This window comes from Bacillus sp. FMQ74, assembly GCF_001875785.1.
Lineage (GTDB): Bacteria > Bacillota > Bacilli > Bacillales > Bacillaceae > Bacillus > Bacillus stercoris.
Genome location: NZ_MOEO01000002.1, coordinates 355129 through 381996 on the forward strand (window position 1 = coordinate 355129; position 26868 = coordinate 381996).

General features: G+C 44.2%; 27 protein-coding genes and 1 pseudogene. 24 read left to right on the forward strand and 4 right to left on the reverse strand.

The annotated features are described in order from the left end of the window. The 4 genes from recD2 to BLL41_RS06295 are packed head-to-tail and all read left to right on the forward strand — an operon-like array spanning window position 1 to window position 3335. Complete coding sequence (gene recD2, locus BLL41_RS06280) at window positions 1-2397, forward strand: SF1B family DNA helicase RecD2 (RefSeq protein WP_071577180.1); 2397 nt, start codon at window positions 1-3, stop codon at window positions 2395-2397. A 57-nt stretch (window positions 2398-2454) separates the two neighbouring features. Beyond that, window positions 2455-2979 carry a PRC-barrel domain-containing protein gene (locus BLL41_RS06285; protein ID WP_083427944.1) on the forward strand — a complete coding sequence of 175 codons (525 nt, stop codon included), beginning with the start codon at window positions 2455-2457 and terminating at the stop codon, window positions 2977-2979. Window positions 2980-2990: 11 nt separating this feature from the next. After that, window positions 2991-3182 (forward strand): hypothetical protein, encoded by a 192-nt coding sequence (locus BLL41_RS06290; protein ID WP_003225893.1) that lies wholly within the window; start codon window positions 2991-2993, stop codon window positions 3180-3182. 21 nt (window positions 3183-3203) lie between these two features. After that, complete coding sequence (locus BLL41_RS06295) at window positions 3204-3335, forward strand: YrzQ family protein (protein ID WP_003229780.1); 132 nt, start codon at window positions 3204-3206, stop codon at window positions 3333-3335. Window positions 3336-3384: 49 nt separating this feature from the next. Here the strand turns inward: BLL41_RS06295 and BLL41_RS22330 are convergent. Further along, window positions 3385-3638: pseudogene (locus BLL41_RS22330) on the reverse strand (amino acid ABC transporter permease); the annotation flags it as partial. A gap of 118 nt (window positions 3639-3756) precedes the next feature. Between BLL41_RS22330 and BLL41_RS06300 the strand changes: the two are divergent. The 13 genes from BLL41_RS06300 (at window position 3757) to BLL41_RS06360 (ending at window position 17048) form a co-directional block, all read left to right on the forward strand. Continuing rightward, window positions 3757-4818, forward strand: coding sequence for an AI-2E family transporter (locus BLL41_RS06300; RefSeq protein ID WP_040082305.1), 1062 nt, complete (start codon window positions 3757-3759; stop codon window positions 4816-4818). Between the two features lie 332 nt (window positions 4819-5150). Beyond that, window positions 5151-7787, forward strand: coding sequence for an alanine--tRNA ligase (gene alaS / locus BLL41_RS06305; protein WP_071577182.1), 2637 nt, complete (start codon window positions 5151-5153; stop codon window positions 7785-7787). An 84-nt stretch (window positions 7788-7871) separates the two neighbouring features. Continuing rightward, window positions 7872-8138, forward strand: a complete 267-nt coding sequence (locus BLL41_RS06310; protein ID WP_003225903.1) for an IreB family regulatory phosphoprotein — start codon at window positions 7872-7874, stop codon at window positions 8136-8138. Window positions 8139-8145: 7 nt separating this feature from the next. Then, complete coding sequence (ruvX, locus tag BLL41_RS06315; protein ID WP_003229795.1) at window positions 8146-8562, forward strand: Holliday junction resolvase RuvX; 417 nt, start codon at window positions 8146-8148, stop codon at window positions 8560-8562. A gap of 17 nt (window positions 8563-8579) precedes the next feature. Continuing rightward, complete coding sequence (locus BLL41_RS06320; RefSeq protein WP_014664792.1) at window positions 8580-8861, forward strand: DUF1292 domain-containing protein; 282 nt, start codon at window positions 8580-8582, stop codon at window positions 8859-8861. A 130-nt stretch (window positions 8862-8991) separates the two neighbouring features. Continuing rightward, complete coding sequence (gene mltG, locus BLL41_RS06325; RefSeq protein ID WP_071577183.1) at window positions 8992-10074, forward strand: endolytic transglycosylase MltG; 1083 nt, start codon at window positions 8992-8994, stop codon at window positions 10072-10074. A 152-nt stretch (window positions 10075-10226) separates the two neighbouring features. Beyond that, on the forward strand, window positions 10227-10880 hold the full coding sequence (locus BLL41_RS06330; protein ID WP_071577184.1) for an O-methyltransferase: 654 nt from the start codon (window positions 10227-10229) through the stop codon (window positions 10878-10880). Window positions 10881-10885: 5 nt separating this feature from the next. Continuing rightward, window positions 10886-11815, forward strand: coding sequence for a peptidase U32 family protein (locus tag BLL41_RS06335; protein ID WP_071577185.1), 930 nt, complete (start codon window positions 10886-10888; stop codon window positions 11813-11815). A gap of 18 nt (window positions 11816-11833) precedes the next feature. Then, window positions 11834-13102 (forward strand): peptidase U32 family protein, encoded by a 1269-nt coding sequence (locus BLL41_RS06340; RefSeq protein WP_003229802.1) that lies wholly within the window; start codon window positions 11834-11836, stop codon window positions 13100-13102. A 6-nt stretch (window positions 13103-13108) separates the two neighbouring features. Beyond that, window positions 13109-13744 carry a uridine kinase gene (gene udk / locus BLL41_RS06345; protein ID WP_003225916.1) on the forward strand — a complete coding sequence of 212 codons (636 nt, stop codon included), beginning with the start codon at window positions 13109-13111 and terminating at the stop codon, window positions 13742-13744. Between the two features lie 250 nt (window positions 13745-13994). After that, window positions 13995-14468 carry a transcription elongation factor GreA gene (greA, locus tag BLL41_RS06350; RefSeq protein ID WP_004399078.1) on the forward strand — a complete coding sequence of 158 codons (474 nt, stop codon included), beginning with the start codon at window positions 13995-13997 and terminating at the stop codon, window positions 14466-14468. A 53-nt stretch (window positions 14469-14521) separates the two neighbouring features. Further along, entirely contained in the window at window positions 14522-16276 is a 1755-nt protein-coding gene (locus BLL41_RS06355) for a peptidoglycan D,D-transpeptidase FtsI family protein (RefSeq protein WP_071577186.1), read from the forward strand. Between the two features lie 64 nt (window positions 16277-16340). Next, entirely contained in the window at window positions 16341-17048 is a 708-nt protein-coding gene (locus BLL41_RS06360) for a YrrS family protein (protein ID WP_071577187.1), read from the forward strand. Window positions 17049-17084: 36 nt separating this feature from the next. Here the strand turns inward: BLL41_RS06360 and BLL41_RS06365 are convergent, their stop codons facing one another. Beyond that, window positions 17085-17288: a YrzA family protein gene (locus tag BLL41_RS06365; protein WP_071577188.1), complete on the reverse strand. Its 204-nt coding sequence runs from the start codon at window positions 17286-17288 to the stop codon at window positions 17085-17087. A gap of 192 nt (window positions 17289-17480) precedes the next feature. Between BLL41_RS06365 and BLL41_RS06370 the strand changes: the two genes are divergently transcribed. The 5 genes from BLL41_RS06370 to BLL41_RS06390 all read left to right on the forward strand — a co-directional run bounded on the left by BLL41_RS06370 (window position 17481) and on the right by BLL41_RS06390 (window position 21279). Next, window positions 17481-18122, forward strand: coding sequence for a class I SAM-dependent DNA methyltransferase (locus tag BLL41_RS06370; protein WP_071577189.1), 642 nt, complete (start codon window positions 17481-17483; stop codon window positions 18120-18122). 20 nt (window positions 18123-18142) lie between these two features. Beyond that, a complete protein-coding gene (gene mtnN, locus BLL41_RS06375; protein ID WP_071577190.1) occupies window positions 18143-18838 on the forward strand; it encodes a 5'-methylthioadenosine/S-adenosylhomocysteine nucleosidase in 696 nt (231 codons plus the stop codon). 63 nt (window positions 18839-18901) lie between these two features. Further along, window positions 18902-19825, forward strand: coding sequence for an O-acetylserine dependent cystathionine beta-synthase (locus tag BLL41_RS06380; protein ID WP_071577191.1), 924 nt, complete (start codon window positions 18902-18904; stop codon window positions 19823-19825). A 1-nt stretch (window position 19826) separates the two neighbouring features. Further along, the gene (locus tag BLL41_RS06385; RefSeq protein ID WP_071577192.1) at window positions 19827-20966 is read left to right on the forward strand and encodes a bifunctional cystathionine gamma-lyase/homocysteine desulfhydrase; all 1140 of its coding nucleotides are present in this window, start codon (window positions 19827-19829) and stop codon (window positions 20964-20966) included. 82 nt (window positions 20967-21048) lie between these two features. Continuing rightward, on the forward strand, window positions 21049-21279 hold the full coding sequence (locus tag BLL41_RS06390) for a YrhC family protein (protein WP_003237358.1): 231 nt from the start codon (window positions 21049-21051) through the stop codon (window positions 21277-21279). A 35-nt stretch (window positions 21280-21314) separates the two neighbouring features. Here the strand turns inward: BLL41_RS06390 and BLL41_RS06395 are convergent, their stop codons facing one another. Then, window positions 21315-21797, reverse strand: a complete 483-nt coding sequence (locus tag BLL41_RS06395; protein ID WP_014477490.1) for a helical membrane plugin domain-containing protein — start codon at window positions 21795-21797, stop codon at window positions 21315-21317. A 22-nt stretch (window positions 21798-21819) separates the two neighbouring features. Then, on the reverse strand, window positions 21820-24762 hold the full coding sequence (gene fdhF, locus BLL41_RS06400; protein WP_072592607.1) for a formate dehydrogenase subunit alpha: 2943 nt from the start codon (window positions 24760-24762) through the stop codon (window positions 21820-21822). A 315-nt stretch (window positions 24763-25077) separates the two neighbouring features. On the opposite strand from fdhF, the gene BLL41_RS06405 reads away from it, so the two are divergent. Continuing rightward, on the forward strand, window positions 25078-25446 hold the full coding sequence (locus BLL41_RS06405) for a Na-translocating system protein MpsC family protein (protein WP_071577193.1): 369 nt from the start codon (window positions 25078-25080) through the stop codon (window positions 25444-25446). Window positions 25447-25708: 262 nt separating this feature from the next. After that, complete coding sequence (locus BLL41_RS06410) at window positions 25709-26509, forward strand: formate/nitrite transporter family protein (protein ID WP_071577194.1); 801 nt, start codon at window positions 25709-25711, stop codon at window positions 26507-26509. Window positions 26510-26868: the final 359 nt, after the last annotated feature.

The window sequence follows — 26868 nt, forward strand, 5'->3', positions numbered from 1 at the left end:
GTGCAGCAGCATCCGGATCAGCTTAAACTGGAGGAAGAGCCCTATTTAAAAGGGACAGTTAACACCGTCATCTATCATAATGACACCAATTTATATACGGTTCTGAAAGTGAAAGTCACAGAGACCTCCGAAGCCATAGAAGATAAAGCCGTATCCGTGACGGGCTACTTCCCTGCGCTTCAAGAAGAAGAGACCTACACGTTTTACGGAAAGATCGTAACACACCCGAAATTCGGGCTCCAATTTCAAGCGGAGCATTTCAAAAAAGAGATACCGACGACTAAGGAAGGCATCATACAATATTTATCGAGTGATTTATTCGAGGGAATCGGCAAAAAAACAGCTGAAGAAATTGTGAAAAAGCTGGGCGACAGCGCCATTAACAAAATAATGGCAGACGCTTCAGTACTTTATGATGTTCCGAGGCTGTCAAAAAAGAAAGCAGACACGCTGGCTGGTGCCTTGCAGCGGCATCAGGGACTGGAGCAAATCATGATTTCCCTGAACCAGTTTGGCTTTGGGCCGCAGCTGTCTATGAAAATTTATCAAGCCTATGAATCCGAGACGCTTGAAAAGATTCAGGAAAACCCTTATCAGCTTGTGAAGGATGTAGAAGGCATCGGGTTTGGAAAAGCGGATGAGCTGGGCAGCAGAATGGGGCTTTCGGGTAACCATCCTGAGCGGGTAAAAGCTGCAATTCTGTACACGCTTGAAACGACTTGTCTGTCAGAGGGGCACACGTACATAGAAACGGAGCAGCTGATCATCGACACCCAATCACTGTTAAACCAGTCAGTAAGGGAAGAACAGCGCATCACAGAAATGGATGCCGCTAACGCGATTATTGCTCTTGGAGAAAATAAAGACATTGTCATAGAAGATGGGCGCTGTTATTTTCCATCGCTGTTTTACGCAGAACAAAACGTTGCAAAGCGTGTAAAACATATCGCAAGCCAAACCGAATATGAGAACCAGTTTCCCGAATCAGAGTTTTTGCTCGCTTTGGGAGAACTGGAAGAACGGATGAACGTTCAGTATGCCCCCAGCCAGAAGGAAGCGATTCAAAAAGCCCTTTCATCGCCGATGCTTCTTTTAACAGGCGGCCCAGGAACAGGGAAAACGACGGTTATCAGAGGGATTGTCGAGCTCTACGGAGAGCTTCACGGTGTGTCACTAGACCCGTCAGCCTATAAAAAGGATGAAGCTTTTCCGATTGTTTTGGCCGCTCCGACAGGGAGAGCAGCAAAACGGATGAGTGAATCAACGGGACTTCCGGCAGTCACGATACACAGGCTGCTTGGCTGGAACGGCGCTGAAGGCTTTTCCCATACAGAAGATCAGCCGATCGAAGGAAAGCTGTTAATTATCGATGAAGCCAGTATGCTTGATATATGGTTAGCGAACCATCTGTTCAAGGCGATCCCTGATCATATACAAATTATCATTGTCGGAGACGAAGACCAGCTGCCTTCTGTAGGCCCGGGCCAAGTGCTCAGAGACCTACTGGCATCCCAGGTGATTCCCACTGTGAGACTGACAGACATCTACCGTCAGGCGGAGGGGTCATCAATCGTCGAGCTTGCCCACCAGATGAAAAATGGATTGCTGCCGAACAATTTGACTGCCCCCACAAAGGACCGTTCTTTTATTCGCTGCGGAGGCTCGCAAATTAAAGAAGTTGTTGAAAAGGTTGTCGCCAATGCATTGAAAAAAGGCTATACGGCAAAGGACATTCAGGTGCTCGCTCCGATGTACAGAGGAAAAGCCGGCATCAATGAGTTGAATGTGATGCTGCAGGACATTTTAAATCCTCCTAAAGAAAAAAGGAGAGAATTGAAGTTCGGGGACGTTGTCTACAGAACCGGAGATAAAATTTTGCAGCTTGTCAATCAGCCGGAAAACAATGTATTCAACGGAGATATTGGCGAAATTACGTCGATATTTTATGCAAAGGAAAATACAGAAAAAGAAGACATGGCCGTCGTTTCTTTTGATGGCAATGAAATGACATTTACGAAAAAAGATTTTAATCAATTTACCCATGCTTATTGCTGTTCTATTCATAAATCGCAGGGAAGTGAATTTCCGATTGTGGTTTTGCCTGTTGTGAAAGGCTACTATAGAATGCTCAGAAGAAACCTTCTTTATACCGCGATTACAAGAGCGAAGAAATTTCTCATTTTATGCGGGGAAGAGGAGGCGCTGGAGTGGGGCGTGAAAAATAATGATGCAACTGTCAGACAGACCTCCTTAAAAAACAGGCTTTCCGTACAGGTTAAGGAAATGGATGCCGAGCTTGAGGCTCTCCAAAAAGAGCTCCCATTCAGCGTACACGACGCCAACATTGGCATGGAAGGCATTACACCATTTGATTTTATGAAAGAGGAACAGCTGTAAACATGCTCCCGTGTAAGCGGGAGTTATTTTTATTTGCAGTGGAATTGATTTCATCGTATGAGTCCAAGGCGCAAAGCAAAACCTAAGCCTGTTCAACAAAAGGTGGTTGATCACACTTTGAGAACATGCCATGAGGTAGAAGGATTCCCAGTATACTCAGAACGAACTTCTTGTTATCTCGGGGCAATTTCTGACATTTGTTTTTCTCTGCAGGGAGATTGTCTCGGGTTTATTCTTGCACAAAAACGGTTTTTGCATCATCATCATGCGCTATTACGGGCGTGTGATATCTCTTCCATTCTTGATGACCGCATATTGGCTTCGGTTAGTTCAGAACAGCTTCTGCCTCTTCCGAAATCATGCTTCACATACGAACAGATGAAAATGAAGCTTGTGAAATCGCAAGAGGGGGATATATTGGGGATGCTGGAAGATGTATACTTTTGTTTGGACAGGGGCATAATCGTAGCATATGAACTCTCGGACGGTTTCTTTTCTGACCTGGCGGGAAGCAAGCGCCAGATCCAAAGAGCGGATTCGCTTGTCGAGGTGCGGAAAGACGAGATCGTTCTGAACGGATAGAGGTGTGAGATATGCTTATATGCCCGAATTGCAAAAGTAAGGATATCGGGAAAATCGGCGTGAACCAATATTATTGCTGGGGCTGTTTTATTGAACTGACTGTGGCGAAAGGGAAGATTGCAACTCATCAGGTGGAAGAAGACGGAACGTTAAGCAGCTTGGATGATTTGTTTTCTGAGGATGAACGCAGCATCAATTTTTAATCATGAAAGGAGATGCGCAGGATGAATCGGACGATGACTTCTCTTTTGGCAATGGGAGCCGGAGCTCTCGTGTACCGAATGGCGACTCAATCTGACATGCTGAATAATCGAAGCATGAAGCGGATGAGAAGAAGAATTACGAAAATGTTTTAATGCAAAAAGGATACTCTCCAAAGAGTATCCTTTTCTATGTTTGCCGTGCTTAAAGGCGCCTTGCTGCGAGTGAAAGGAAGTAATTGAGTGCCGTAAGTAAAAGATCGGAAAAAAATAACAGCCTTCTGATCAGTTCGGGCAGAGCAATCACAACAGCAAGCGATGTATCTTTTAATCAAGAAATAATGGGCGATTGCGGCATAACGATGAAGAACAGGGACTGTGTATAGCTCAGCCCGGTGGAGCACGACGCTTCTATCAGCCGCTTCGGGTAATTTCAGATAGCATAGCGGATTTGAAAACACACTAAACGATCTTCTTAAAATTAGATATAAAAAAATGTCCATGATTTATGACTGGCTGAAAACATAAAAGAATAATTCCGTGTAAACCTCAAAAGATATAGGTGAGGTGAAAGCAGATGCTTCAAAAACCGGTGCAGCTTTTGTTGTGGGTGGCCATTTGTTTGCTGGTTCTGTTAACAGTCTACGTCTTTTTTATGCTTGATATGTTATGGACACCCTTTTGGTACGTCATAAAAACGATCTTTATTCCCTTGATTATTTCAATTTTTATATCTTATTTATTGCTTCCGGTCACGGAATGGCTGCATGGCAAAGGATTGCCTAGGACTTTGAGCATCTTGGTTATTTATGTTCTTTTTTTTGGCGGGATTGGTTGGGCGCTGTATAAGGGGGTGCCTGTTCTCATCGTGCAGCTGACGGAGTTGTCAGAAAATATACCGATGTTTGCCGAAACGTATAACGGGCTCCTTCTTCATGTGCATAATCATACGGATGATTGGCCTGATGGTATGCATCACCGTATAGATAAAATGATCAGCCAGACGGAGGCGTTTTTTGCTGGAACGATCGAGGGTGCGATCAGCGGAATCCGAAACGTGCTTGATTATTTTTTAATTGCGGCAACGATCCCTTTTCTTGTGTTTTATATGGTAAAGGACATTGAGTTAATGAAAAAAACGGTATGGTACTTGACTCCGAAGTCGTGGAGAAAGCGGGGCAGCGCCTTTTTGCGCGATGTGGATGACTCTCTTGGAGATTACATCCGCGGGCAGCTTTTGGTCTGCTTGATTCTCGGCGTGATTGCAGGCTTTACATTCTGGGTATTCGGGCTTCCGTATCCGCTGATACTAGGCCTTATCTCTGGGATCACAAATGTCATTCCGTATTTTGGCCCTTTCATTGGAGCTGTTCCTGCGTTGTTAATTGCGATGACGATCTCAGTGAAGGCGGTTCTAGTTGTGGTGATTACGGTGTTTATTCTGCAGTTTATGGAAGGCAATATCCTCAGTCCGTTCATTGTCGGCAGAAGCCTTAAAATGCATCCGGTCGTTATCATGCTTGCGCTCCTCGCCGGAGGGGAGCTTGCGGGAATCGTCGGGATGATTCTGGCTGTTCCTGCGACGGCTGTTTTAAAAGTGATGATGATCCATTTTTTGCGGATGAGGACAGAGCATTGACATTGGCGTGCCGCTTGTCTATAATTTCTCGTAGAATACATACGAATCTCGAGTGACGGATCTGAGTACGCCGAAGCCCTGTTAAAGAGAGAAGCTCCATAAGCTGAAAGGAGCTTTAGCAGAAGATCGGAGGAAGCTAATCCTGAGTGCAGTTAATCACTGCCGCACATCCTGCGTTACAGGGTTTAAGGTGACGGGCGTTTAATGAAGCCCGTAATCAGGGTGGTACCGCGAGACAGCTCTCGTCCCTGTGTAAACGTTGGTTTGCATAGGGGGAGGGCTTTTTTGCTGTCACTGAAGAGAATTTCGATTTTTATAGAGGAGGAAATACAATGAAACACTTAACTTCTGCGGAAGTGCGTCAAATGTTTTTGGATTTCTTTAAAGAAAAAGGACATGCGGTGGAGCCAAGCGCGTCATTAGTGCCTCATGAGGACCCTTCACTGCTTTGGATCAACAGCGGTGTTGCGACGCTGAAAAAATATTTTGACGGCCGTGTTGTTCCGGAAAATCCAAGAATCGTAAACGCTCAAAAAGCGATCAGAACAAACGATATAGAAAATGTAGGTAAAACTGCGCGCCATCACACTTTCTTTGAAATGCTCGGAAACTTTTCCATCGGCGATTATTTCAAAGAAGAAGCCATTACATGGGCTTGGGAGTTTTTAACGAGCGATAAGTGGATCGGGTTCGACAAAGAGCTTCTCTCTGTTACGGTTCATCCTGAGGATGAAGAGGCGTATGAGTTTTGGGCGAAAAAAATCGGTATTCCTGAAGAAAGAATCATCCGCCTGGAAGGGAACTTCTGGGATATCGGTGAAGGGCCGAGCGGACCGAACACGGAGATTTTCTACGACCGCGGTGAAGCATATGGTAATGATCCAGAAGATCCGGAGCTTTACCCAGGCGGAGAAAACGACCGTTACTTAGAAGTATGGAACCTTGTGTTCTCTGAGTTTAACCATAACCCTGACGGCACGTACACACCGCTTCCGAAGAAGAACATTGATACAGGCATGGGACTTGAAAGAATGGTATCTGTCATCCAGAATGTTCCGACAAACTTTGATACCGATTTGTTTGTTCCGATCATCAAAGCAACAGAATCGATTTCTGGTGAAACATACGGCAAAGACAATGTGAAAGACACTGCGTTTAAAGTGATTGCCGACCACATCAGAACGGTTGCCTTTGCTGTCAGTGACGGGGCGCTGCCGTCAAATGAAGGCCGCGGCTATGTATTAAGACGCTTATTGCGCCGTGCCGTCCGTTATGCCAAAACGATCAACATCCACCGTCCGTTCATGTTTGATTTAGTGCCGGTTGTCGCTGAAATCATGGCAGATTTCTATCCTGAAGTGAAAGAAAAAGCGGATTTCATCGCAAAAGTCATTAAAACCGAGGAAGAACGCTTCCATGAGACCCTTAATGAAGGGCTTGCGATCCTGTCAGAAATGATCAAAAAAGAAAAAGACAAGGGCAGCAGCGTCATCTCAGGTGCTGATGTGTTTAAACTGTATGATACGTATGGATTCCCGGTTGAACTGACGGAAGAATACGCAGAAGACGAGAACATGACGGTTGATCATGAAGGCTTTGAGGAAGAAATGAACCAGCAGCGTGAACGGGCAAGAAACGCCCGCCAGGATGTAGGCAGCATGCAGGTGCAGGGCGGCGCATTGCGCGACGTGACCGATGAAAGCACATTTGTCGGCTACTCTCAAACCAAAGCTGATGCCAATGTCATTGTGCTTCTTCAGGACGGCCAATTAATCGAAGAGGCTCATGAAGGCGAAAGCGTTCAAATCATTCTTGATGAAACACCGTTCTATGCAGAAAGCGGCGGTCAAATCGGCGACAAAGGCTATCTCCGAAGCGAGCAGGCAGTTGTGAGAATTAAAGATGTTCAAAAAGCGCCGAACGGCCAGCATGTGCATGAAGGTGTTGTGGAGAGCGGTACTGTTCAAAAAGGCCTGCATGTTACTGCTGAAGTTGAAGACCATATGAGAAGCGGCGTCATTAAAAACCACACGGCAACGCATTTATTGCATCAGGCTCTAAAAGACGTTCTTGGAACTCATGTCAATCAGGCGGGCTCTCTTGTAACTGAAAACCGTCTTCGTTTTGACTTCTCACACTTTGGCCAAGTGACAAAAGAAGAGCTTGAACAAATTGAAAGAATCGTAAACGAAAAAATTTGGGCGAGTATCCCTGTCAGCATTGATTTGAAACCGATCGCTGAAGCAAAAGAAATGGGAGCGATGGCACTGTTCGGCGAAAAATATGGCGATATTGTCCGTGTTGTTCAAGTTGGGGATTACAGCTTAGAGCTGTGCGGGGGCTGCCATGTCAGAAATACAGCAGAAATCGGCCTGTTTAAAATCGTTTCTGAATCTGGAATCGGAGCAGGCACAAGACGGATTGAAGCTGTAACGGGGCAAGGCGCTTACGTCGAAATGAACAGCCAGATTTCTGTATTGAAGCAGACTGCCGACGAGCTGAAAACAAATATTAAAGAGGTGCCGAAACGGGTCGCGGCTCTGCAGGCTGAGCTGAAGGAAGCACAAAGAGAAAATGAATCTCTTCTTGCGAAACTAGGCAACGTGGAAGCAGGAGCGATCCTGTCCAAAGTAAAAGAAGTTGGCGGCGTAAACGTGCTTGCGGAAAAAGTTAATGCAAAAGACATGAACCATCTCCGCACAATGGTTGATGAACTCAAAGCAAAGCTTGGCTCTGCGGTGATTGTGCTTGGTGCGGTACAAAACGATAAAGTAAATATATCTGCCGGAGTCACAAAGGACCTTATTGAGAAAGGCCTTCATGCCGGCAAGCTGGTTAAACAAACTGCGGAAGTTTGCGGCGGAGGCGGCGGAGGCCGTCCGGACATGGCGCAGGCAGGCGGCAAACAGCCGGAAAAATTAGAAGAAGCTTTGGCTTCTGTAGAAGATTGGGTGAAATCCGTTTTATAATTCGCCCATGTAGTGTAGAATGATGGTAAGATTAGGACCCCAGGCTGAACTTTGCCTGCGAATTTGGGAAAGAGGTGCAAAACGGTGAGCTCGTTTGATAAAACGATGAAATTTAATTTCTCCGATGATTCTGCTGAGACTAACGTAAATGAGGTGCTGATTACTGTGTATGACGCGCTTCAGGAAAAGGGCTACAATCCAATCAACCAGATTGTCGGATACTTGCTGTCAGGTGATCCCGCTTATATTCCTAGGCATCGTGACGCTCGCAATTTAATTCGCAAACTTGAAAGAGACGAATTAATCGAGGAATTGGTGAAGTCTTATTTAGAACAGCATAAAGAGGCGTAAATAAAGAATGAGAATATTAGGACTCGATTTAGGAACCAAAACACTCGGTGTAGCTCTGAGCGATGAAATGGGCTGGACTGCTCAAGGCATTGAGACCATAAAGATAAATGAAGCGGAAGGCGATTATGGTTTATCTCGTTTATCTGAACTGATAAAGGACTATACTATAGATAAAATCGTGCTCGGCTTTCCTAAGAACATGAACGGAACAGTCGGCCCGAGAGGTGAAGCCAGCCAAACATTTGCTAAAGTGCTTGAAACAACGTACAATGTTCCTGTTGTGCTGTGGGACGAGCGTCTTACCACAATGGCGGCTGAAAAAATGCTGATTGCAGCTGACGTCAGCAGGCAAAAACGAAAAAAAGTCATTGATAAAATGGCGGCTGTCATGATATTACAAGGATATCTCGACAGCTTAAATTAAAGCCAGAGGTGAAGAAAATGGAACACGGCGAAAAAAATATTACAATTGTTGATGAGCAAGGAAATGAACAGCTTTGTGAAGTGCTGTTTACATTTGAAAACGAAGAGTTTGGCAAGTCTTATGTATTGTACTACCCAATCGAATCAAAAGATGACGAAGAAGTAGAAATTCTTGCTTCCAGCTTCACGCCAAACGAAGACGGTGAAAACGGTGAGCTATTCCCGATTGAAACGGACGAAGAATGGGATATGATCGAAGAAACACTAAACACATTCCTAGCGGACGAAGACGAAGAATAAGACATCGTGCCAAACCAAAGCCGGAGCCATACTGCTCCGGCTTTTTTCTGCTTTATGCAGGGCTCTTTTTGTAATAAATTGCCGAAATACAATGAATCATGTAGTATAAGAGCTGATGGGAGGAGACCTAATGTATATCAATCAGCAAAAAAAATCGTTTTTCAATAAAAAGAGAATCATACTGTCTTCCATTGTTGTGCTGTTTCTCATCATTGGCGGGGCATTTTTATATGGGAAATCATTGCTTGAACCTGTTGAAAAAGACAGTAAAACGACAGTGAATATTAACATTCCGAGCGGCTCGTCTGTTTCAGCCATCGCATCGATATTAAAGAAAAATGATGTCATAAAAAGCGAGAAGGCATTTCAGTACTATGTGAAATATAAAGGTGCTTCCGGGTTTCAGGCCGGATTCTACCATCTGAATAAAGGAATGGATTTAGATGCCATTATTCGGAAGCTGACAAGCGGGGCTACAGGCTACGCTTTTCAAATCACAGTGACTGAGGGAGCACAGCTGACCCAAATCGCGGCTGCTATTGCTGATGAAACGAAATACTCGAAAAAACAAGTCATAGCGAAGCTGGACGATGAAACATTTATCAATCAGCTGAAGAAAGAATTCCCGGACACTGTGACAAACGATGTTTTCAATCAAAACATTAAGCACCCGCTTGAAGGGTACCTATTCCCGGCTACATACCCTTTTAATGATCCGGACACATCACTTGAAGACATTATCAAGGCAATGATCAAGCAGACAAATTCTTATGTGGAAACATATAAATCAGAAATGAAGAAAAACAAACTTTCTGTGCATAAGCTGCTGACGATGGCTTCTTTAATAGAAGAAGAAGCGACAGAAAAAGCCGACCGTCATAAAATTGCGAGCGTCTTTTATAACCGCCTGAAAAAGAAAATGCCGCTCCAAACTGATCCGACTGTCCTGTACGCGGCAGGCAAGCATAAAGATCGAGTTCTTTATAAGGATCTGGAAATCGATTCACCATACAATACGTATAAAAACACAGGGCTGACACCAGGGCCGATCGCCAATGCCGGCATGTCGTCATGGGAAGCGGCGCTGCATCCGGATAAAACGGACTATCTGTATTTCTTGGCCAAATCAAATGGTGAGGTCGTATTTACAAAAACGCTAAAAGAGCATAATAAAGCAAAAGAAAAATACATTTCCTCAAAAAATGAGAAATAAAAGGAGAGCAAAAAAGCTCTCCTTTTGTTCGCTTTCCGCAAGGTTTTATGATAAAATATATCGGGTTGTTTACCGAAGTATCATGATGTATTCAGAGAGTGTCCTGCGCATAAGACTGGGGCACTCCTTTTTAGAACGGGAGGCTGTTTGTAGTGACTGACCGGTATGAACAAATAAATGACTATATAGAAGCATTATTAAAGCCTCGGCCGGATAACGTGAAGAAGCTTGAAGCATATGCAGAAGAACATCATGTCCCGATCATGGAAAAAGCGGGCATGGCAGTGCTGCTTCAAATTTTGTCTCTGAAACAGCCGAAAAAAATACTAGAAATCGGAACGGCCATTGGTTATTCTGCCATTCGAATGGCGCTGGAGCTGCCGTCTGCTGAAATATATACAATTGAACGCAATGAGAAACGGCATGAAGAAGCGGTAAACAATATCAAGGATTTTCAGCTTGATGACCGGATTCATGTTTTTTACGGAGATGCGCTTGAATTAGCTGACGCCGTTCATGTAACCGCGCCTTACGATGTCATTTTTATTGACGCTGCAAAAGGTCAGTATCAAAACTTTTTTCATTTATATGAACCGATGCTTTCACCGGACGGGGTGATTTTAACGGACAACGTGCTGTTTAAGGGTCTGGTGGCAGAGGATTACAGCAAAATAGAACCGAAGAGAAGGCGCAGACTTGTAACGAAAATTGATGAATATAATCATTGGCTGATGAATCATCCGGATTACCAAACTGCGATTATTCCTGTCGGGGACGGACTTGCGATTAGTAAAAAGAAGAGGTGAACGTCATGAAAAAACCAGAGCTCTTAGTGACGCCGACAAGTACGGCTGACATTTTGCCGCTCATACAGGCGGGGGCAACTGCGTTTTTAGTTGGGGAACAGAGATACGGCTTGAGATTAGCCGGAGAGTTTTCTCGTGAAGATGTAACGAAAGCCGTAGAGATTGCCCATAAAGAAGGGGCAAAAGTATACGTTGCTGTAAATGCAATTTTCCATAACGATAAAGTGGGTGAGCTTGGCGAATATCTTGCTTTCTTAGCGGAAGCCGGTGTCGATGCAGCGGTATTCGGCGATCCTGCCGTGCTGATGGCTGCCCGTGAATCTGCGCCTGATTTGAAGCTTCATTGGAGCACAGAAACGACAGGGACCAACTACTATACATGCAACTATTGGGGACGCAAGGGTGCGGCGCGTTCTGTGCTTGCCAGAGAATTAAACATGGACAGCATTGTTGAGATTAAAGAAAATGCAGAAGTCGAAATTGAAATCCAGGTGCATGGAATGACGTGCATGTTCCAATCGAAGCGTTCTTTAATTGGAAACTATTTTGAATATCAGGGCAAAGTCATGGACATTGAAAGAAAGAAAAAAGAATCAGGCATGTTTTTGCACGATAAAGAACGTGATAATAAATATCCGATTTTCGAAGATGAAAACGGCACTCACATCATGAGCCCGAACGATGTGTGCATCATTGATGAGCTTGAGGAATTGATAGATGCCGGAATTGATTCCTTCAAAATCGACGGTGTTTTGAAAACGTCCGAATACCTAATAGAAGTCACCAAAATGTACAGAGAAGCAATTGACTTGTGCGTGGAAGACCGTGACGAATACGAAGCGAAAAAAGAAGACTGGATTGAACGCATTGAAAGCATCCAGCCAGTGAACAGAAAAATCGATACCGGATTCTTCTTCAAGGAAACGGTTTATTAATCAAAAGGAGGTTAAGCTATGACTGCCGTAAATGATAAAATATCCACAATCGTCAATGGGAAGCGTGTGATTACGAAAAAGCCGGAGCTTCTCGCACCTGCGGGTAATCTTGAAAAGCTGAAAATCGCTGTTCATTACGGAGCGGACGCGGTCTTTATCGGAGGACAGGAATACGGGCTGCGCTCGAATGCCGATAACTTTACGATCGAAGAAATTGCAGAAGGCGTTGAATTCGCAAAGAAATATGGCGCGAAGATCTATGTAACAACGAATATTTTCGCTCACAATGAAAACATGGACGGGCTTGAAGACTATCTAAAAGCGCTTGGAGATGCCAACGTTGCCGGCATCATTGTGGCGGATCCGCTTATTATCGAAACATGCCGCAGAGTGGCGCCGAATGTTGAGGTTCACTTGAGCACACAGCAGTCTCTTTCAAACTGGAAGGCTGTCCAGTTCTGGAAGGAAGAAGGTCTTGACCGCGTCGTGCTGGCACGTGAAACAAGCGCTCTTGAAATCAGAGAAATGAAAGAAAAGGTAGATATCGAAATCGAATCCTTTATTCATGGCGCAATGTGTATTGCGTATTCCGGCCGCTGTGTGCTGAGCAATCACATGACAGCGCGGGATTCCAACCGCGGAGGCTGCTGCCAGTCATGCCGCTGGGATTATGATCTCTACCAAACAGACGGTGCCAACGCCGTTGCTTTGTATGGTGAAGAAGATGCACCATTTGCGATGAGCCCGAAAGATTTGAAGCTGATTGAATCCATTCCGAAAATGATCGAAATGGGAATAGACAGCTTAAAGATTGAAGGCCGCATGAAATCGATTCACTATGTAGCAACTGTTGTCAGCGTATACCGTAAAGTAATTGACGCTTATTGCGCTGATCCAGAGAACTTTGTGATTCAAAAAGAATGGCTTGAAGAGCTGGATAAGTGCGCCAACCGGGACACTGCGACAGCTTTCTTTGAAGGAACGCCAGGCTATGAAGAGCAAATGTTCGGCGAGCACGCCAAAAAAACGACATATGATTTTGTCGGCTTAGTGCTGAATTATGATGAAGACACACAAATGGTCACGCTTCAGCAGCGCAATTTCTTCAAAAAGGGCGACGAAGTGGAATTTTTCGGTCCGGAAATTGAAAACTTTACACATACGATTGAAACCATTTGGGACGAAGACGGAAATGAGCTAGATGCTGCCCGCCATCCCCTGCAAATTGTCAAATTCAAACTAGACAAAAAGATTTATCCGAGCAACATGATGAGAAAGGGGAAGTAACAGCCCATGGGTAAGAATCCAGTAGTCATTGGAATCGCAGGAGGTTCCGGTTCAGGAAAAACGAGTGTCACACGGTCCATTTATGAACAATTTAAAGGACACTCGATTTTAATGATCCAGCAGGACCTTTATTATAAAGACCAAAGCCATCTTCCGTTTGAAGAAAGGCTGAACACAAACTATGATCATCCGCTTGCGTTTGATAATGACTATTTAATCGAGCATATTCAGGATCTATTGAATTATCGCCCGATTGAAAAGCCGATCTATGATTATAAGCTGCACACACGTTCAGAAGAAACGGTTCACGTAGAGCCAAAGGATGTTATTATCCTTGAAGGCATTCTTGTTCTTGAAGACAAAAGGCTTCGTGATCTGATGGATATCAAGCTTTACGTTGATACGGACGCTGACTTGCGTATTATCAGACGGATTATGAGAGATATTAATGAGCGCGGACGCTCTATTGATTCTGTCATTGAACAATATGTGTCAGTGGTCCGTCCGATGCATAACCAATTCGTCGAGCCGACAAAACGATACGCTGATATTATTATCCCGGAAGGCGGACAGAATCACGTCGCAATTGATCTGATGGTCACAAAAATTCAAACCATTCTTGAACAAAACGCGATTTTGTAATACCATAGCATAGACATAAATAACTCTGACCATATTATGTATAGGCAGGAAGGGAATGTGCGAATTCCCTTCTTTCCCTGTTTATAAACGCGAAATATTTGCAGAACGACAAGATTCAGTTTAAGATAAACAGTACCTATATGGGAGAGAAGAACGAGGACTGCCCTGTGTTCTCATTCTTGTATTTTTTAGTTTATGCTCTCATACATAATCGAAGATGTTGAGGGACAACCAGAAGGAGTGAAGGGACATGGCACAAGAGAAAGTTTTTCCTATGACTGCAGAAGGAAAACAAAAACTTGAACAAGAATTAGAATATTTGAAAACGGTTAAACGAAAAGAAGTAGTAGAGCGCATCAAAATTGCGAGAAGCTTCGGAGACCTTTCCGAGAACTCTGAATACGATTCAGCGAAAGAAGAGCAGGCATTTGTAGAGGGCCGCGTGACGACTCTTGAAAATATGATTCGCAATGCGAAAATCATTGAAGATGACGGCGGCTCTAACGTAGTCGGCTTGGGTAAAACCGTCACTTTCGTTGAACTGCCTGACGGTGACGAAGAATCATATACGATCGTCGGAAGCGCTGAAGCTGATCCGTTTGAAGGGAAAATCTCAAACGATTCACCGATTGCAAAAAGCCTTTTGGGCAAAAAAGTAGATGAAGAAGTCACAGTTCAAACACCGGGCGGAGAAATGCTCGTGAAAATTGTGAAAATTTCATAATATCTGTTTAGCAGCGAAACACCTCGTCCACAATGTGGGTGAGGTGTTTTTTTATGAAGATATCGAAACGAATGAAGCTGGCAGTCATCGCTTTTTTGCTTGTGTTTTTTCTGCTTCTGCTGAGGCTTGCGGAAATCCAGCTGTTCTTCACTGAATCATTTTCTAAAAAGAAAATAAATTTGATTCAAGAAAGTGTGAAACAGCGGACGGAGGAAGTGCTTATTTCAGATGGAAGAGGCTCTTTTTTAGATCGTAACGGGCGGGCACTGACAGGACAAAGCGAGCCTGCGGTTGTTTTGTTCCCTTTTCTGCTGACACAGGATTGGCCGATCAAAAAAGTTGCGGACATCCTCGGCATGTCTGAAGACGATTTGCGCCAGACACTAGGTGAGGCGAAAAAACCGGTCATTTTGCAGCAAAAGAAAATCAAAACACTTTCAAAACAATCTATCACAAAAATCAATTCTTTGAAATATCCCGGCATTTACGGCGTATATATGGAGAAGGAAGACAAGCCCAGCCTTGCTTCACATACGATAGGGAGCACGAACCAAGATCCGGCGCTGCTTCGCAAGAAATATCCTGACAAGGAGAGCCTTCCGATTACAACAGAAATCGGAACAACTGGTTTAGAACGGACATTTGACGAGTTTTTGCTTCCGGAACAAGACACAAAGCTTTTATATCATGTGGACGGAAAGGGAAACCCTTTGTTTGGCATGGACGTCAAATATACAGCTGAAGCCAATACATTTTATCCGCTCCAGGTCAAAACAACGATCGATCAAAGCATTCAAAAAGCGATGGAGGAGGTATTGGATGAACAGGGGCTGAAAAAGGGAGGAGCTGTGCTGCTGGACATCGAAAATAGCAGTGTTCTGGGAATTGTAAGCAAACCAGATGCGGATGTGTCCCGGCAAAACACACTTCAAAATTATATGCTGACGCCAATCTATCCCGGATCAGTTTTTAAAACAGTCATTGCCGCAGCTGCAATCGAAAATAATACGGTGAAGCCTAGCCAAACCTTTAATTGCAATTTAAACCTGTACGGGGAACCGGGGGACGACAAAGGAACCTTGTCTTTTGATGAAAGTTTTGCCCAAAGCTGCAATTACACATTTACGAGCCTTGCAGAACAATTAATGAAAAAAGACAGCTCGGTTATTGAAGATATGTCCGAGAAGCTGGCTCTCACTGATCGGGCAGGCTGGGAGGGAAAGCTGTACCACGAAACCGATTTCCGCCAGCTGTATAACGAAAAAAGCGGCGTGATTTGGGGGGATGAAAAAGACAAATCAGTCAAAAAAGCCATTGCGCAAACAGCAATCGGGCAGAAAAATGTAAAGGTAACGCCGCTCGAGGTAGCCAATATGATGGCGACAATCGCCCGCGGCGGAGAAAAACGGCAGGTGAAAATTGCCGAACAAATTGAGTATAAGAACGGCACAACGCTCGTCAAGTTTAAGGATCAGAAGCTCAAAGGGGAAACGATAGACAAATATACGTCACAGCAGCTTCAAAAAATACTGCGGCGGGTGGTAGAATCTCCTTCTGGAACGGGCAGAAGGTTTCAAGATCTTCCGTATACTGTAGCAGGGAAGTCGGGCACAGCCCAAACAGGCAAGCTTTCAAAAGAGAAGGAAACGCTCTATGAAAAATGGTTTGCCGGATATTTTCCCGCGGATAAGCCGAAATACGCTCTGGTTGTTTTACACATGGATACACCGGGAGATAAGGCTCTGACAAATTCGGTGTTTTATGATATTGTTAAAAAAGTACACGAAATTGAAATCAATCAGAAATAGAACAACTTCTCAGCACATGTTAAAATATATGCTGAGCCAAGAGGGATAAAGGAGTGCAGAATTATTGAGCAATAATCAATCTCGTTATGAAAATCGTGATAAACGCAGAAAAGCCAATTTAGTGCTTAACATTTTAATCGCAATCGTATCCATACTAATTGTCGTAGTAGCAGCGAATCTCTTCATTAACAGTCCTTCTAGCAAAGATGTCAGCAAGGATTCTGAAACGGCGCAAAAACAGGAATCTCCGGCTTCAGGAAAGACGGAAAAGAAATCGGATGAGGATATAAAAGACAGCAAGAAAGATACAGCTGACAGTGAAAAGGATTCTGAGAAGTCTTCTGACTCTGATTCCAAAAAAGATGATTCTTCTTCTAAAAAAGATGACTCTGATTCTGATTCAGATTCAAGCTCAGATTCAGCCGGTGATGGGCTTAAAGATGCAAAAGTTACAGAAGGCGGCTCATCGAGCGATGTGGAAAAAACGTATGAAAATCCTGACTGGAAAGCAGTCGGAACTGAGCAGACGGGCGAGCATGCCGCTACTTATGATTCAAGCTCACAAGACTGGGCTGAGATGCTGAAAGCCATTTCATACGCAACCGGTGTCTCTACAGATAACATGACGGTGCTCTGGCTCGGAAATAACGGCAGCCCTCAGGATGCCAAAGGCAAGATTTTAGACAAGGCGACTGGGAATAAATATCAAGTCACGATTACATGGGTTGATAAAAAAGGCTGGAAGCCGACAAAAGTAGAAAAGCTAAAATAAACAAAAGCAGCCGGGTTACAACCGGCTGCTTTTGTTTTAGGATTCTGCTGCGAAATGAACCACCGCGCTATACAATATTCTTCCTTCTGCCACAGCAGTTTGGTGTGAAACAGATTTCACCCGGAGCATGATGGCTTTATTGTTTTCAATTTGTGTATTGATTTTCTTTTCAAGCTCCTGCAATGAAGCCGCTTCAAAAAATTCCACTTTGTCTTTAATCAGATCTAATTGAAAATTCATGTCTTGACCCTCCAGCTTTCACAAGTCATATGAAGTATAAGCTTTTTTGCAGTCAATGCGCAATATGAGATGGCATAAAATACACAAAGTGTTTTAGTACCTGCTTTTCAGAAGATGTGGTATTATAGGAACTGTTCCATCGTTAATTCATAGTATACTTATAGGAATTATTAAATATGGAGTGTGACAAATATGGGGCGTGAATTTATCCCTCTCTTTGAAGATTGGGCAGCAACTTATGATCAAACAGTACAAGGTTTTGATATTCAGTATAAAGAAGCGTTCAGAGGCTACGATCATATCCTTGATGCCATCGTCAGCAAATCTGGAACGCACGTGTTAGAATTTGGCCCGGGGACCGGGAATTTGACAGCAAAGCTGCTTGATGCGGGCAAAACTGTATTTGGAATTGAACCTTCTCCAGCAATGCGTAAACTGGCTTCTGACAAGCTTTCAGGCAGGACGGAAATCGTAGACGGAGACTTCTTGACATTCCCTGAGCCGCCATTTCAGGCTGATACCATTGTCAGTTCATATGCTTTTCATCATTTAACCGACGAAGAAAAGCGGGCCGCCATAAAGCAATATGGCAAATACCTTCATTTGCATGATAAAATAGTGTTTGCCGATACCGTCTTTGAAGATGCGCAAGCGTATCAACAGGCTATCGAAAAAGCCCGTTCTCAAGGCTTCTATCAGCTTGCAAATGATTTAGAGACAGAACATTATCCTACATTGGATGCGTTGAAAGAAATGTTTACAGCTGAAGGTTTTGCAGTCCGATTCTCTCAGCAAAACGACTTCGTGTGGATAATGGAGGCGATCAAACGGTAAAATGAAGGGAATGTGAATAGATGAAACTAGCAGTCATCGGAGCAATGGAAGAGGAAGTTACCATCCTAAGAAACAAACTTGAAAATGCAAAAACAGAAACTATCGCACACTGTGAATTTACAACTGGCGAATATGAAGGAACTGAAGTGATTCTTCTAAAATCAGGAATTGGAAAAGTAAATGCTGCTATCAGCACGACGCTTCTGCTTGACCGTTACAAGCCTGATTATGTGATTAACACAGGCTCAGCGGGCGGATTTCATCATACATTGAATGTAGGGGATGTTGTCATTTCAACTGACGTTCGCCACCATGATGTAGACGTAACGGCTTTTGACTATGAATATGGGCAAGTGCCAGGTCTTCCGGCTGCTTATCCGTCGGATGAAAAGCTGATCAGCATCACGGAAGAAGCGGTTTCCGAACTTGACGGCATTCAGGTTGCTAAAGGAACGATTGCAACAGGCGATTCTTTTATGAATGATCCGAAGCGGGTTGAAGAAGTGCGTGCGAGATTTTCTGATCTATACGCGGTTGAAATGGAGGCTGCGGCAGTGGCTCAAGTGTGCCATCAATTTAAAACGCCGTTTGTCGTCATCAGAGCGTTATCAGATATCGCAGGAAAAGAATCACATGTTTCATTTGACCAATTTTTAGAGCAGGCGGCTGTTAATTCAACAGAGCTTGTGTTAAAGGTGATCAAACGAATTCATTAAAAACGGAGGAATGTTCTCCTCCGTTTTTCCTAAAAACAACCTCTAATAAGGAGGAGGACATATATGACAGTGATTACGGACATTACCGAGCTGATTGGGAATACACCGCTTCTCCGCTTAAAGAACTTTGATGTTCCAGAAGGAGTAACGGTGTATGCCAAGCTTGAAATGATGAATCCCGGCGGAAGCATCAAAGACAGGCTGGGAGATATGCTGATTCGTGACGCGCTCGATTCAGGCAAGGTGAAGCCCGGCGGAGTGATTATAGAAGCTACGGCAGGAAATACAGGGATCGGCCTTGCGCTAAGTGCCAGAAAATACGGGTTGAAAGCGATTTTCTGTGTCCCAGAACATTTCAGCGCAGAGAAACAGCAAATTATGCAAGCGCTTGGAGCATCAATCATTCATACACCGCGTGAAGACGGTATGCAGGGAGCCATTCAAAAAGCCATTCAGCTGGAGACTGAGATTGAAAATTCTTATTGTGTTTTGCAATTTAAAAACCAAGTAAATCCATCGACTTACTATAGGACGCTTGGACCTGAAATATGGGAAGCGCTTGACGGGAATATTCATACGTTTGTCGCCGGAGCAGGATCAGGGGGCACGTTCGCAGGAACAGCTTCCTTCTTGAAAGAAAAAAATCCAGCAGTCAAAACGGTGATTGTTGAACCGGAGGGTTCGATTTTAAACGGAGGAGAGCCTCACGCTCATAAAACTGAGGGCATCGGCATGGAGTTCATCCCCGATTATATGAATAAGAGCCACTTTAATAAGATCTATACCGTAACAGATGAGAATGCGTTTAGACTTGTGAAAGAAGCGGCAGAAAAAGAAGGTCTGCTGATCGGAAGCTCTTCAGGTGCAGCACTTTATGCAGCATTGGAGGAAGCGAAAAAAGCATCCGCGGGAACTAACATTGTCACCGTATTTCCTGACAGCAGCGATCGATATATCAGCAAACAAATATACAAAGGAGGCATCTGATATGAAGAAAAAAACAATGATGATACATGGCGGAATCACAGGTGATGAGAAAACAGGCGCAGTTTCCGTGCCCATTTATCAAGTAAGCACGTACAGGCAGCCGAAAGCAGGGCAGCATACAGGCTACGAGTATTCAAGAACGGCCAATCCGACTCGAACCGCTCTCGAAGCACTTGTGACAGAACTGGAAGGCGGGGAAGCAGGTTATGCGTTCAGCTCAGGAATGGCTGCCATTACAGCGGTTATGATGCTGTTTAACAGCGGAGATCATGTCGTGTTGACTGATGATGTGTACGGCGGAACATACCGGGTGATGACAAAGGTGCTTAACCGTCTTGGCATTGAATCAACATTTGTCGATACGAGCAGCAGGGAAGAAGTTGAAAAAGCGATTCGCCCTAATACAAAAGCCATTTATATTGAAACACCGACAAACCCATTGCTCAAAATCACCGACTTGACGCTCATGGCAGATATCGCAAAAAAAGCGGGTGTTCTGCTTATTGTAGACAATACCTTTAACACTCCTTATTTTCAGCAGCCGCTTACTTTAGGCGCTGATATCGTACTTCACAGTGCGACAAAATATCTTGGCGGACACAGTGATGTCGTCGGAGGTTTAGTTGTGACAGCTTCGAAAGAGCTTGGAGAAGAGCTGCATTTTGTGCAAAACTCCACAGGCGGCGTGCTCGGCCCTCAAGATTCCTGGCTTTTGATGAGAGGAATCAAAACGTTGGGACTTAGAATGGAAGCGATCGATCAAAATGCGCGGAAAATCGCAAGCTTTCTTGAGAATCATCCTGCTGTCCAAACGTTATATTATCCCGGTTCTTCAAATCATCCCGGACATGAACTTGCAAAAACGCAAGCATCTGGCTTCGGCGGCATGATCTCCTTTGATATCGGCAGTGAAGAACGGGTTGATGCGTTTTTAGGAAATCTGAAACTGTTTACCATTGCTGAAAGCTTGGGGGCGGTTGAAAGCTTAATTTCTGTTCCGGCAAGAATGACACATGCTTCTATTCCGAGAGAACGCCGGCTTGAGCTCGGCATTACAGACGGCTTGATCAGAATTTCTGTGGGAATTGAAGATGCGGAAGATTTGCTGGAAGATATCGGCCAAGCGCTTGAAAATATATAACAAATGGATAGAATTACTTTCTCTGTAAGCCGCCGGATTATATTATAATAGTCGTATACTATGAATCTGGCAGGTGATTCTTTTGAACAAAAATAGAATGAAATCTTTAAAAGAAGACTACAAACATTTTGCTTTTACATTGCTTGCAGTCAGTACTTTTTTATATATAGGCGCAGTTCTCCCTGATCAAGGCTTAACATTAGGCCAGAAATCGACGATGTTTTTAGCGGATTGCGTATTTTTAGCCGGTGCCTTCTTTTGCGCTGACCGTTCACTTATTTACAAGAAGCGTTTGGAAGAAGCCGACGAATAAAAAAACAGCCATCATCAGCGATGGCTGTTTTTCTGTTATTTTTCTCGAAGTTCTTTTCCCATGCCTTTTAAAAACTGAAGACCGAAGCCGACGGCTCTGTTGATGTCAGGATCGTTCATTGCTTTTAACAGGTCGAGAATCCCGACTTTCTTGTCTTCTTTTAAAAAGCTTTGTGCCTGTTCAGTCCCAGCCATTACGCTTTCTAAAAGCTTTGCTGTAAACTCAGGATCGGCTTTTGTCAATGCGCCTCCGGCGGCCATCATCGTGTTGATGAGGTTGGTGACAGGCTCACGGGAAACCTGGCCAAGCGCAATCTTGGCAATGTCTTCCTTCGCTCTCAGCATGCTTGTTGCCGCGTCAAAAATTCCAAGATCATTGAGTTCATTCATTAACGTCATCGTTTTAGAGACGGCGTCTTCATTTTCCGCCAGCAGCTCTTTTAGTTCTTCTATTTTTTCAAGCTTAATTTGCTCGGCTGTTTTTGTTTCTTTTTTGATCGTCGTAATTGGAGTAGCCATTCATTTTCCTCCTATCGTTTAATCAGTCAGTCAAATGGACATAGCCCGGGCGGTTCCATTTTCTTTCTGCTTCGACTCCGTTTTGCGGGTGCCGTTTTTTGTTGCGCGGATTTGTTTTCGGGAGCGGCGCTGTTTCACAGCCGCCAAGCACTTCCATGCGGACCTTTGTCTGTTTATAAGCAGGCGTGTTCGTCCGTTTATCAGCTGCGGGTCCCGTCAAGAAGTTAATCGCTGACTCCTTGTCTGTTGAATTCATTGGCAGATAGAGTTCATTTTTCCGTACCCGGTCTGTGATCAATGCGTTCAATTTGACTGCTCCGAACGGAGAAACGAGCCGTACAAGCGAACCGTCACAAACACCTCGCTCTTGTGCAAGCTCAGGTGAGATCTCAACGAATACATTCGGCACTTTAGCTTGGATGCCTTTCGATTTATTTGTCATGTTTCCTTCGTGGAAATGCTCCAGCATCCGGCCATTATTGATATGAAGATCATATTCCTCCGGAAATGCCGCTGGCTCGGTCCAATCAGAAAGGGCAAAGCGGGCTTTTTTGTCAGGGAAATTAAATCCGTCTTCATACAGAAGCGGTGTGCTTTCACCTGTGAAGCTGCCCCATAGGAAGCTGTTCCAGCCTTCTAGCACCTCATAGCTTGCTTTGGCAAACAGAGGAGAAAGACTCGCCATTTCAGAGAAAATGTCACTTGGATGGCTGTAATTCCAATTCGCTCCTAAACGGTTTGCCACCTCTTGAATAATCCACCAGTCCGGTTTTGCGTCACCAAGCGTCGGAAGCGCCTGATACAATCGCTGCACACGGCGTTCTGTGTTGGTGAATGTTCCGTCTTTTTCAAGTGAAGGAGTGGCCGGCAAGACGACATCGGCATATTGGGCTGTTCTTGACAGGAAGATGTCCTGTACCACGAAGAAATCAAGGCTAGATAAAATATCATGCACATGGTTCGCGTTTGAATCAACCAGTGCCATATCCTCACCGACAAGATACATAGCCTTCATTTTTCCTTCTTCAATGGCATGAAGCATTTGAATATTATCTAGACCAGGCTTTCCATCAATCTCGACACCGTATGCCTCTTCAAATTTAGCGCGGGCTTTGTCATCTGTAATATGCTGATATCCCGGCAGCCATCCAGGCAATGTTCCCATATCACAAGCGCCTTGCACGTTATTGTGTCCGCGCAGAGGATAAGCGCCGGCACCCGGACGGCGATAATTGCCTGTCGCGAGAAGCAGGTTTGAAATGGCTGCTGATGTATCAGAACCGCCTGTATTTTGTGTGACACCCATTCCCCAAAGGACACAAGTGCCGTCAGCGTCACGGATCATTTCAGCGATTTGAATGATGTTTTCTTTTGAAAGGCCTGTGATGCGTTCTGCATAATCAAGCGTATACGTTTTAAGGGTTTCTTTATAATCTTCAAAGTAATTGACGTTCTCATCAATAAACGCCTGATCGTGCCAGCCTTGGTCGATCATATATTTCGTAACAGCCATCAGCCAGACTTGGTCTGTGCCTTGTTTAGGGCTAATGAAAAGATCAGATCGCTCAGCCATCTCATTTTTACGCAGGTCAGCAACAATCAGTTTTTGACCGTGGAGCTTGTGTGCCCGTTTGACGCGTGTTGCGAGCACCGGGTGTCCTTCCGCCGGATTGGCGCCGACGATGATGACGAGACCGGCTTTGGCGATATCTTTAATCGTGCCGGCGTCACCGCCCATGCCGACAGTGCGGAACAATCCGTCTGTAGCAGGAGACTGGCAGTAGCGTGAGCAGTTATCGACGTTGTTTGTTTCAAATACCTGACGCGCTAGTTTTTGAATGACATAGTTTTCTTCATTCGTAATTTTAGAAGAAGAAATAAACCCGACAGAGCCTTTACCGTACTGCTCTTTAATTGATCCTAATCTGCTTGCGACAAGATCAAGGGCCTCTTCCCAAGAAGATTCCACAAAAGCTCCGTTTTTACGGATTAAAGGCTTTGTGATCCGCTCCTCAGAATTGACGAAATCCCAGCCGAATTTCCCTTTGACACATGTGGAAATCGCGTTAACCGGAGCATCAGAAACAGGCTGGATCTTTAAGATATCCCGGCCTTTTGTCCATACTTCAAACGAACATCCGACACCGCAGAACGTGCATACAGTTTTTGTTTTTTTCGTTCTCGTTTCACGCATTGCCGCTTCGACTTCAGAAATGGCAAAAATGCTGCCATACCCCGGCTCAACATTTTTCACGAGGTCAATCATCGGTTCCATGACGTCCTCTTTAATGCCTGTCATAAAGCCAGCCTGCCCGAGCATTGATTTTTCCATCAGTGCATTACATGGACATACTGTGACACACTGACCGCAGCTGACACAAGAAGATTCATTGATCGGAACGCCTTCATCCCAAATAACGCGAGGGCGTTCGCGCTCCCAGTCGATTGAGAGTGTTTCATTTACCTGAAGGTTTTGACAGACTTCAACACACTGGCCGCAGGCAATACATTGGTTTGGATCATAGCGGTAAAAAGGATGAGACATATCAACCGCGCAAGAAGGATCTTCTTTTGGCGTATATGGGTATTTTTGATGCTCAATCCCCATCATTTCCGCTGTATTATGCAGCGTGCAGTTCCCATTGTTGTTATCGCAAACCGTACAATACAGCAAATGGTTTTCAAGAAGGCGGTCCATCGCCTCGGTTTGCGCTTCTTTCACTCGATTTCCCGAAAGATCAATTGACATTCCGTTTTCTGCGACCGTCGCGCATGAACGAACCAGCTTGCCATTTGCTTCTACAATGCAAGTATCACAAGTTTGAATCGGGTCAACCTCTGGTACGTGGCAAATCTGCGGGTATTCAATTCCGTTTTCATTTAAAATGTCTAAAATTGTAGCCCCTGCTCGTGCTTGAATTTCTGTTCCGTCTACACGGACACTGATCGACTTACCGTCCATCATATTCATATTCCCCTCCATCTTTCTTTCAAGAAGTCAAAAAAAGCCATGTATAGATACACCTGTCCTTAATCCTAAGAAGGTGTAAACACACATGGCGGAATAGTTCACTAGCAAGTCTTACTAACAGACCAATCCTTGATTTTTATAAAACGATAGACTCATAACAAGATCCTATTACAAATCCATCAACACTGCTTTTATTATAAAGTGATATTTATTATAATACAATATGGCAGGAAAATTTTAACCAAGTGAAATGTCCTAAGGGGAACCGGGAAAAGCCTTTATAAGGCAATATCGGAAGGGGTAATCAGCATGTCTAAAAAAATTCATGAATTCAATGATATCATTCGAAAACTTCGCAAAGAATTGTTCGGAAAAGGGCCTGAGCGAATTCATACTGTATTTGTAGAAAACATGGCAGTTTCAACACTATACGGAAATCTGAGTGCAAGCGAGCAGTTTATCGCCCGTACGCCTGAAGGAAGAGAGATGGTACATGCGGCCCGGACAAGCCTGATTCAAGACCTTTATTCCAAACAAACGCCGGAAGGAATGGAGGAACTTATGGGAGCTAAGCTAGTCCATTTGTTTTCTGATATTAAAATTGAGGAAAACATCGCTGTATCTGTATTTGTTTTTGACCGAAAAATAGATGATCAAAAAGAAGCTCTGCAAAGCTAGCATATTTGCCATTGACACAAATTTGTCACATTTGATATGATGTTGCTACAGTTATAGAAGGCTAAAGCAATGGAATGTATGCACGAACTGTATATATTCTCTTTCAATATCTTAAATACTGCTTGATATTGTTGTATGGGTATGCATACAAGTTAGGCAGCATTCAAACGCCTGGATTGACACAGGTTATTTGAGTGCTGCCTTTTTTTATTGCCTTTCTTGCATAACTGTGAGAAAAGAAGAAGTATGGAGGCGTTTTATTATGGCTTTTCGAAAACCGGATGAAATAGCAGAAGCAGCAATTGAAGCAGGGATGAAAAAAATAAAGCTCCCGCTGCCGTCACTGCTTGTGCTGGGGTTTTTAGGCGGTGCATTTATCGCGCTTGGGTATTTGCTTGATATCAGGGTGATTGGCGATCTTCCGAAAGAATGGGGGAGCCTGTCCAGCTTGATCGGTGCAGCAGTATTTCCAGTCGGTCTGATCCTTGTCGTTCTCGCTGGCGCTGAACTGATCACTGGAAATATGATGTCAGTTGCCATGGCGTTATTTTCGAGAAAAATATCAGTAAAAGAGTTGGCGATTAACTGGGGAATCGTCACAGTTATGAACTTAATCGGCGCATTGTTTGTTGCGTACTTTTTTGGACATTTGGTTGGATTGACTGAAACAGGTCCTTATTTAGAAAAAACGGTTGCCGTTGCCCAAGGAAAACTCGATATGAGCTTTGGAAAGGTTCTCATTTCCGGCATCGGCTGTAACTGGCTTGTATGTCTTGCAGTGTGGCTTTCTTTCGGCGCCCAAGACGCTGCAGGTAAAATCCTTGGCATCTGGTTCCCAATTATGGCTTTTGTGGCTATCGGATTTCAGCACGTTGTCGCCAACATGTTTGTGATTCCTGCTGCCATTTTTGCAGGCTCGTTCACGTGGGGGCAGTTTATCGGAAACATCATTCCTGCTTTTATCGGCAATGTCATCGGCGGAGCTGTATTTGTCGGTCTCATTTATTTTATTGCATATCATAAGAAAGACCGCTCCAGAAATGAAATGAAGCAGGTATCATGACTAACGGGCAAATCCATTCGATGATTTGCACAATTTCAGTCCATTTTTAGAAAAAGATGTTTACAAAATGGAATTTGGTGGATATACTTACAAAGTAAGAAAAAAGAGCAAAGGAGGCTGAACCAAAATGACAATGAGACAACGACGTCAACCTGTACGTGATACACATGGAAAAGTTCATGGTTTATTCAGCCTGTGGAAGAGTTCGTGTCCTTCCTTAACCGATGCTTATCTCCTCACGCATTAAATTCGGAATAGTCGGACATACGCAACTCCCCGCAGGCAGTAGAGGCATTGGTGTCTTCTTTTGTCTGCGGTTTTTATTTGCCCGCGGCAGAAGGATTGATGCTGTTGGGCTA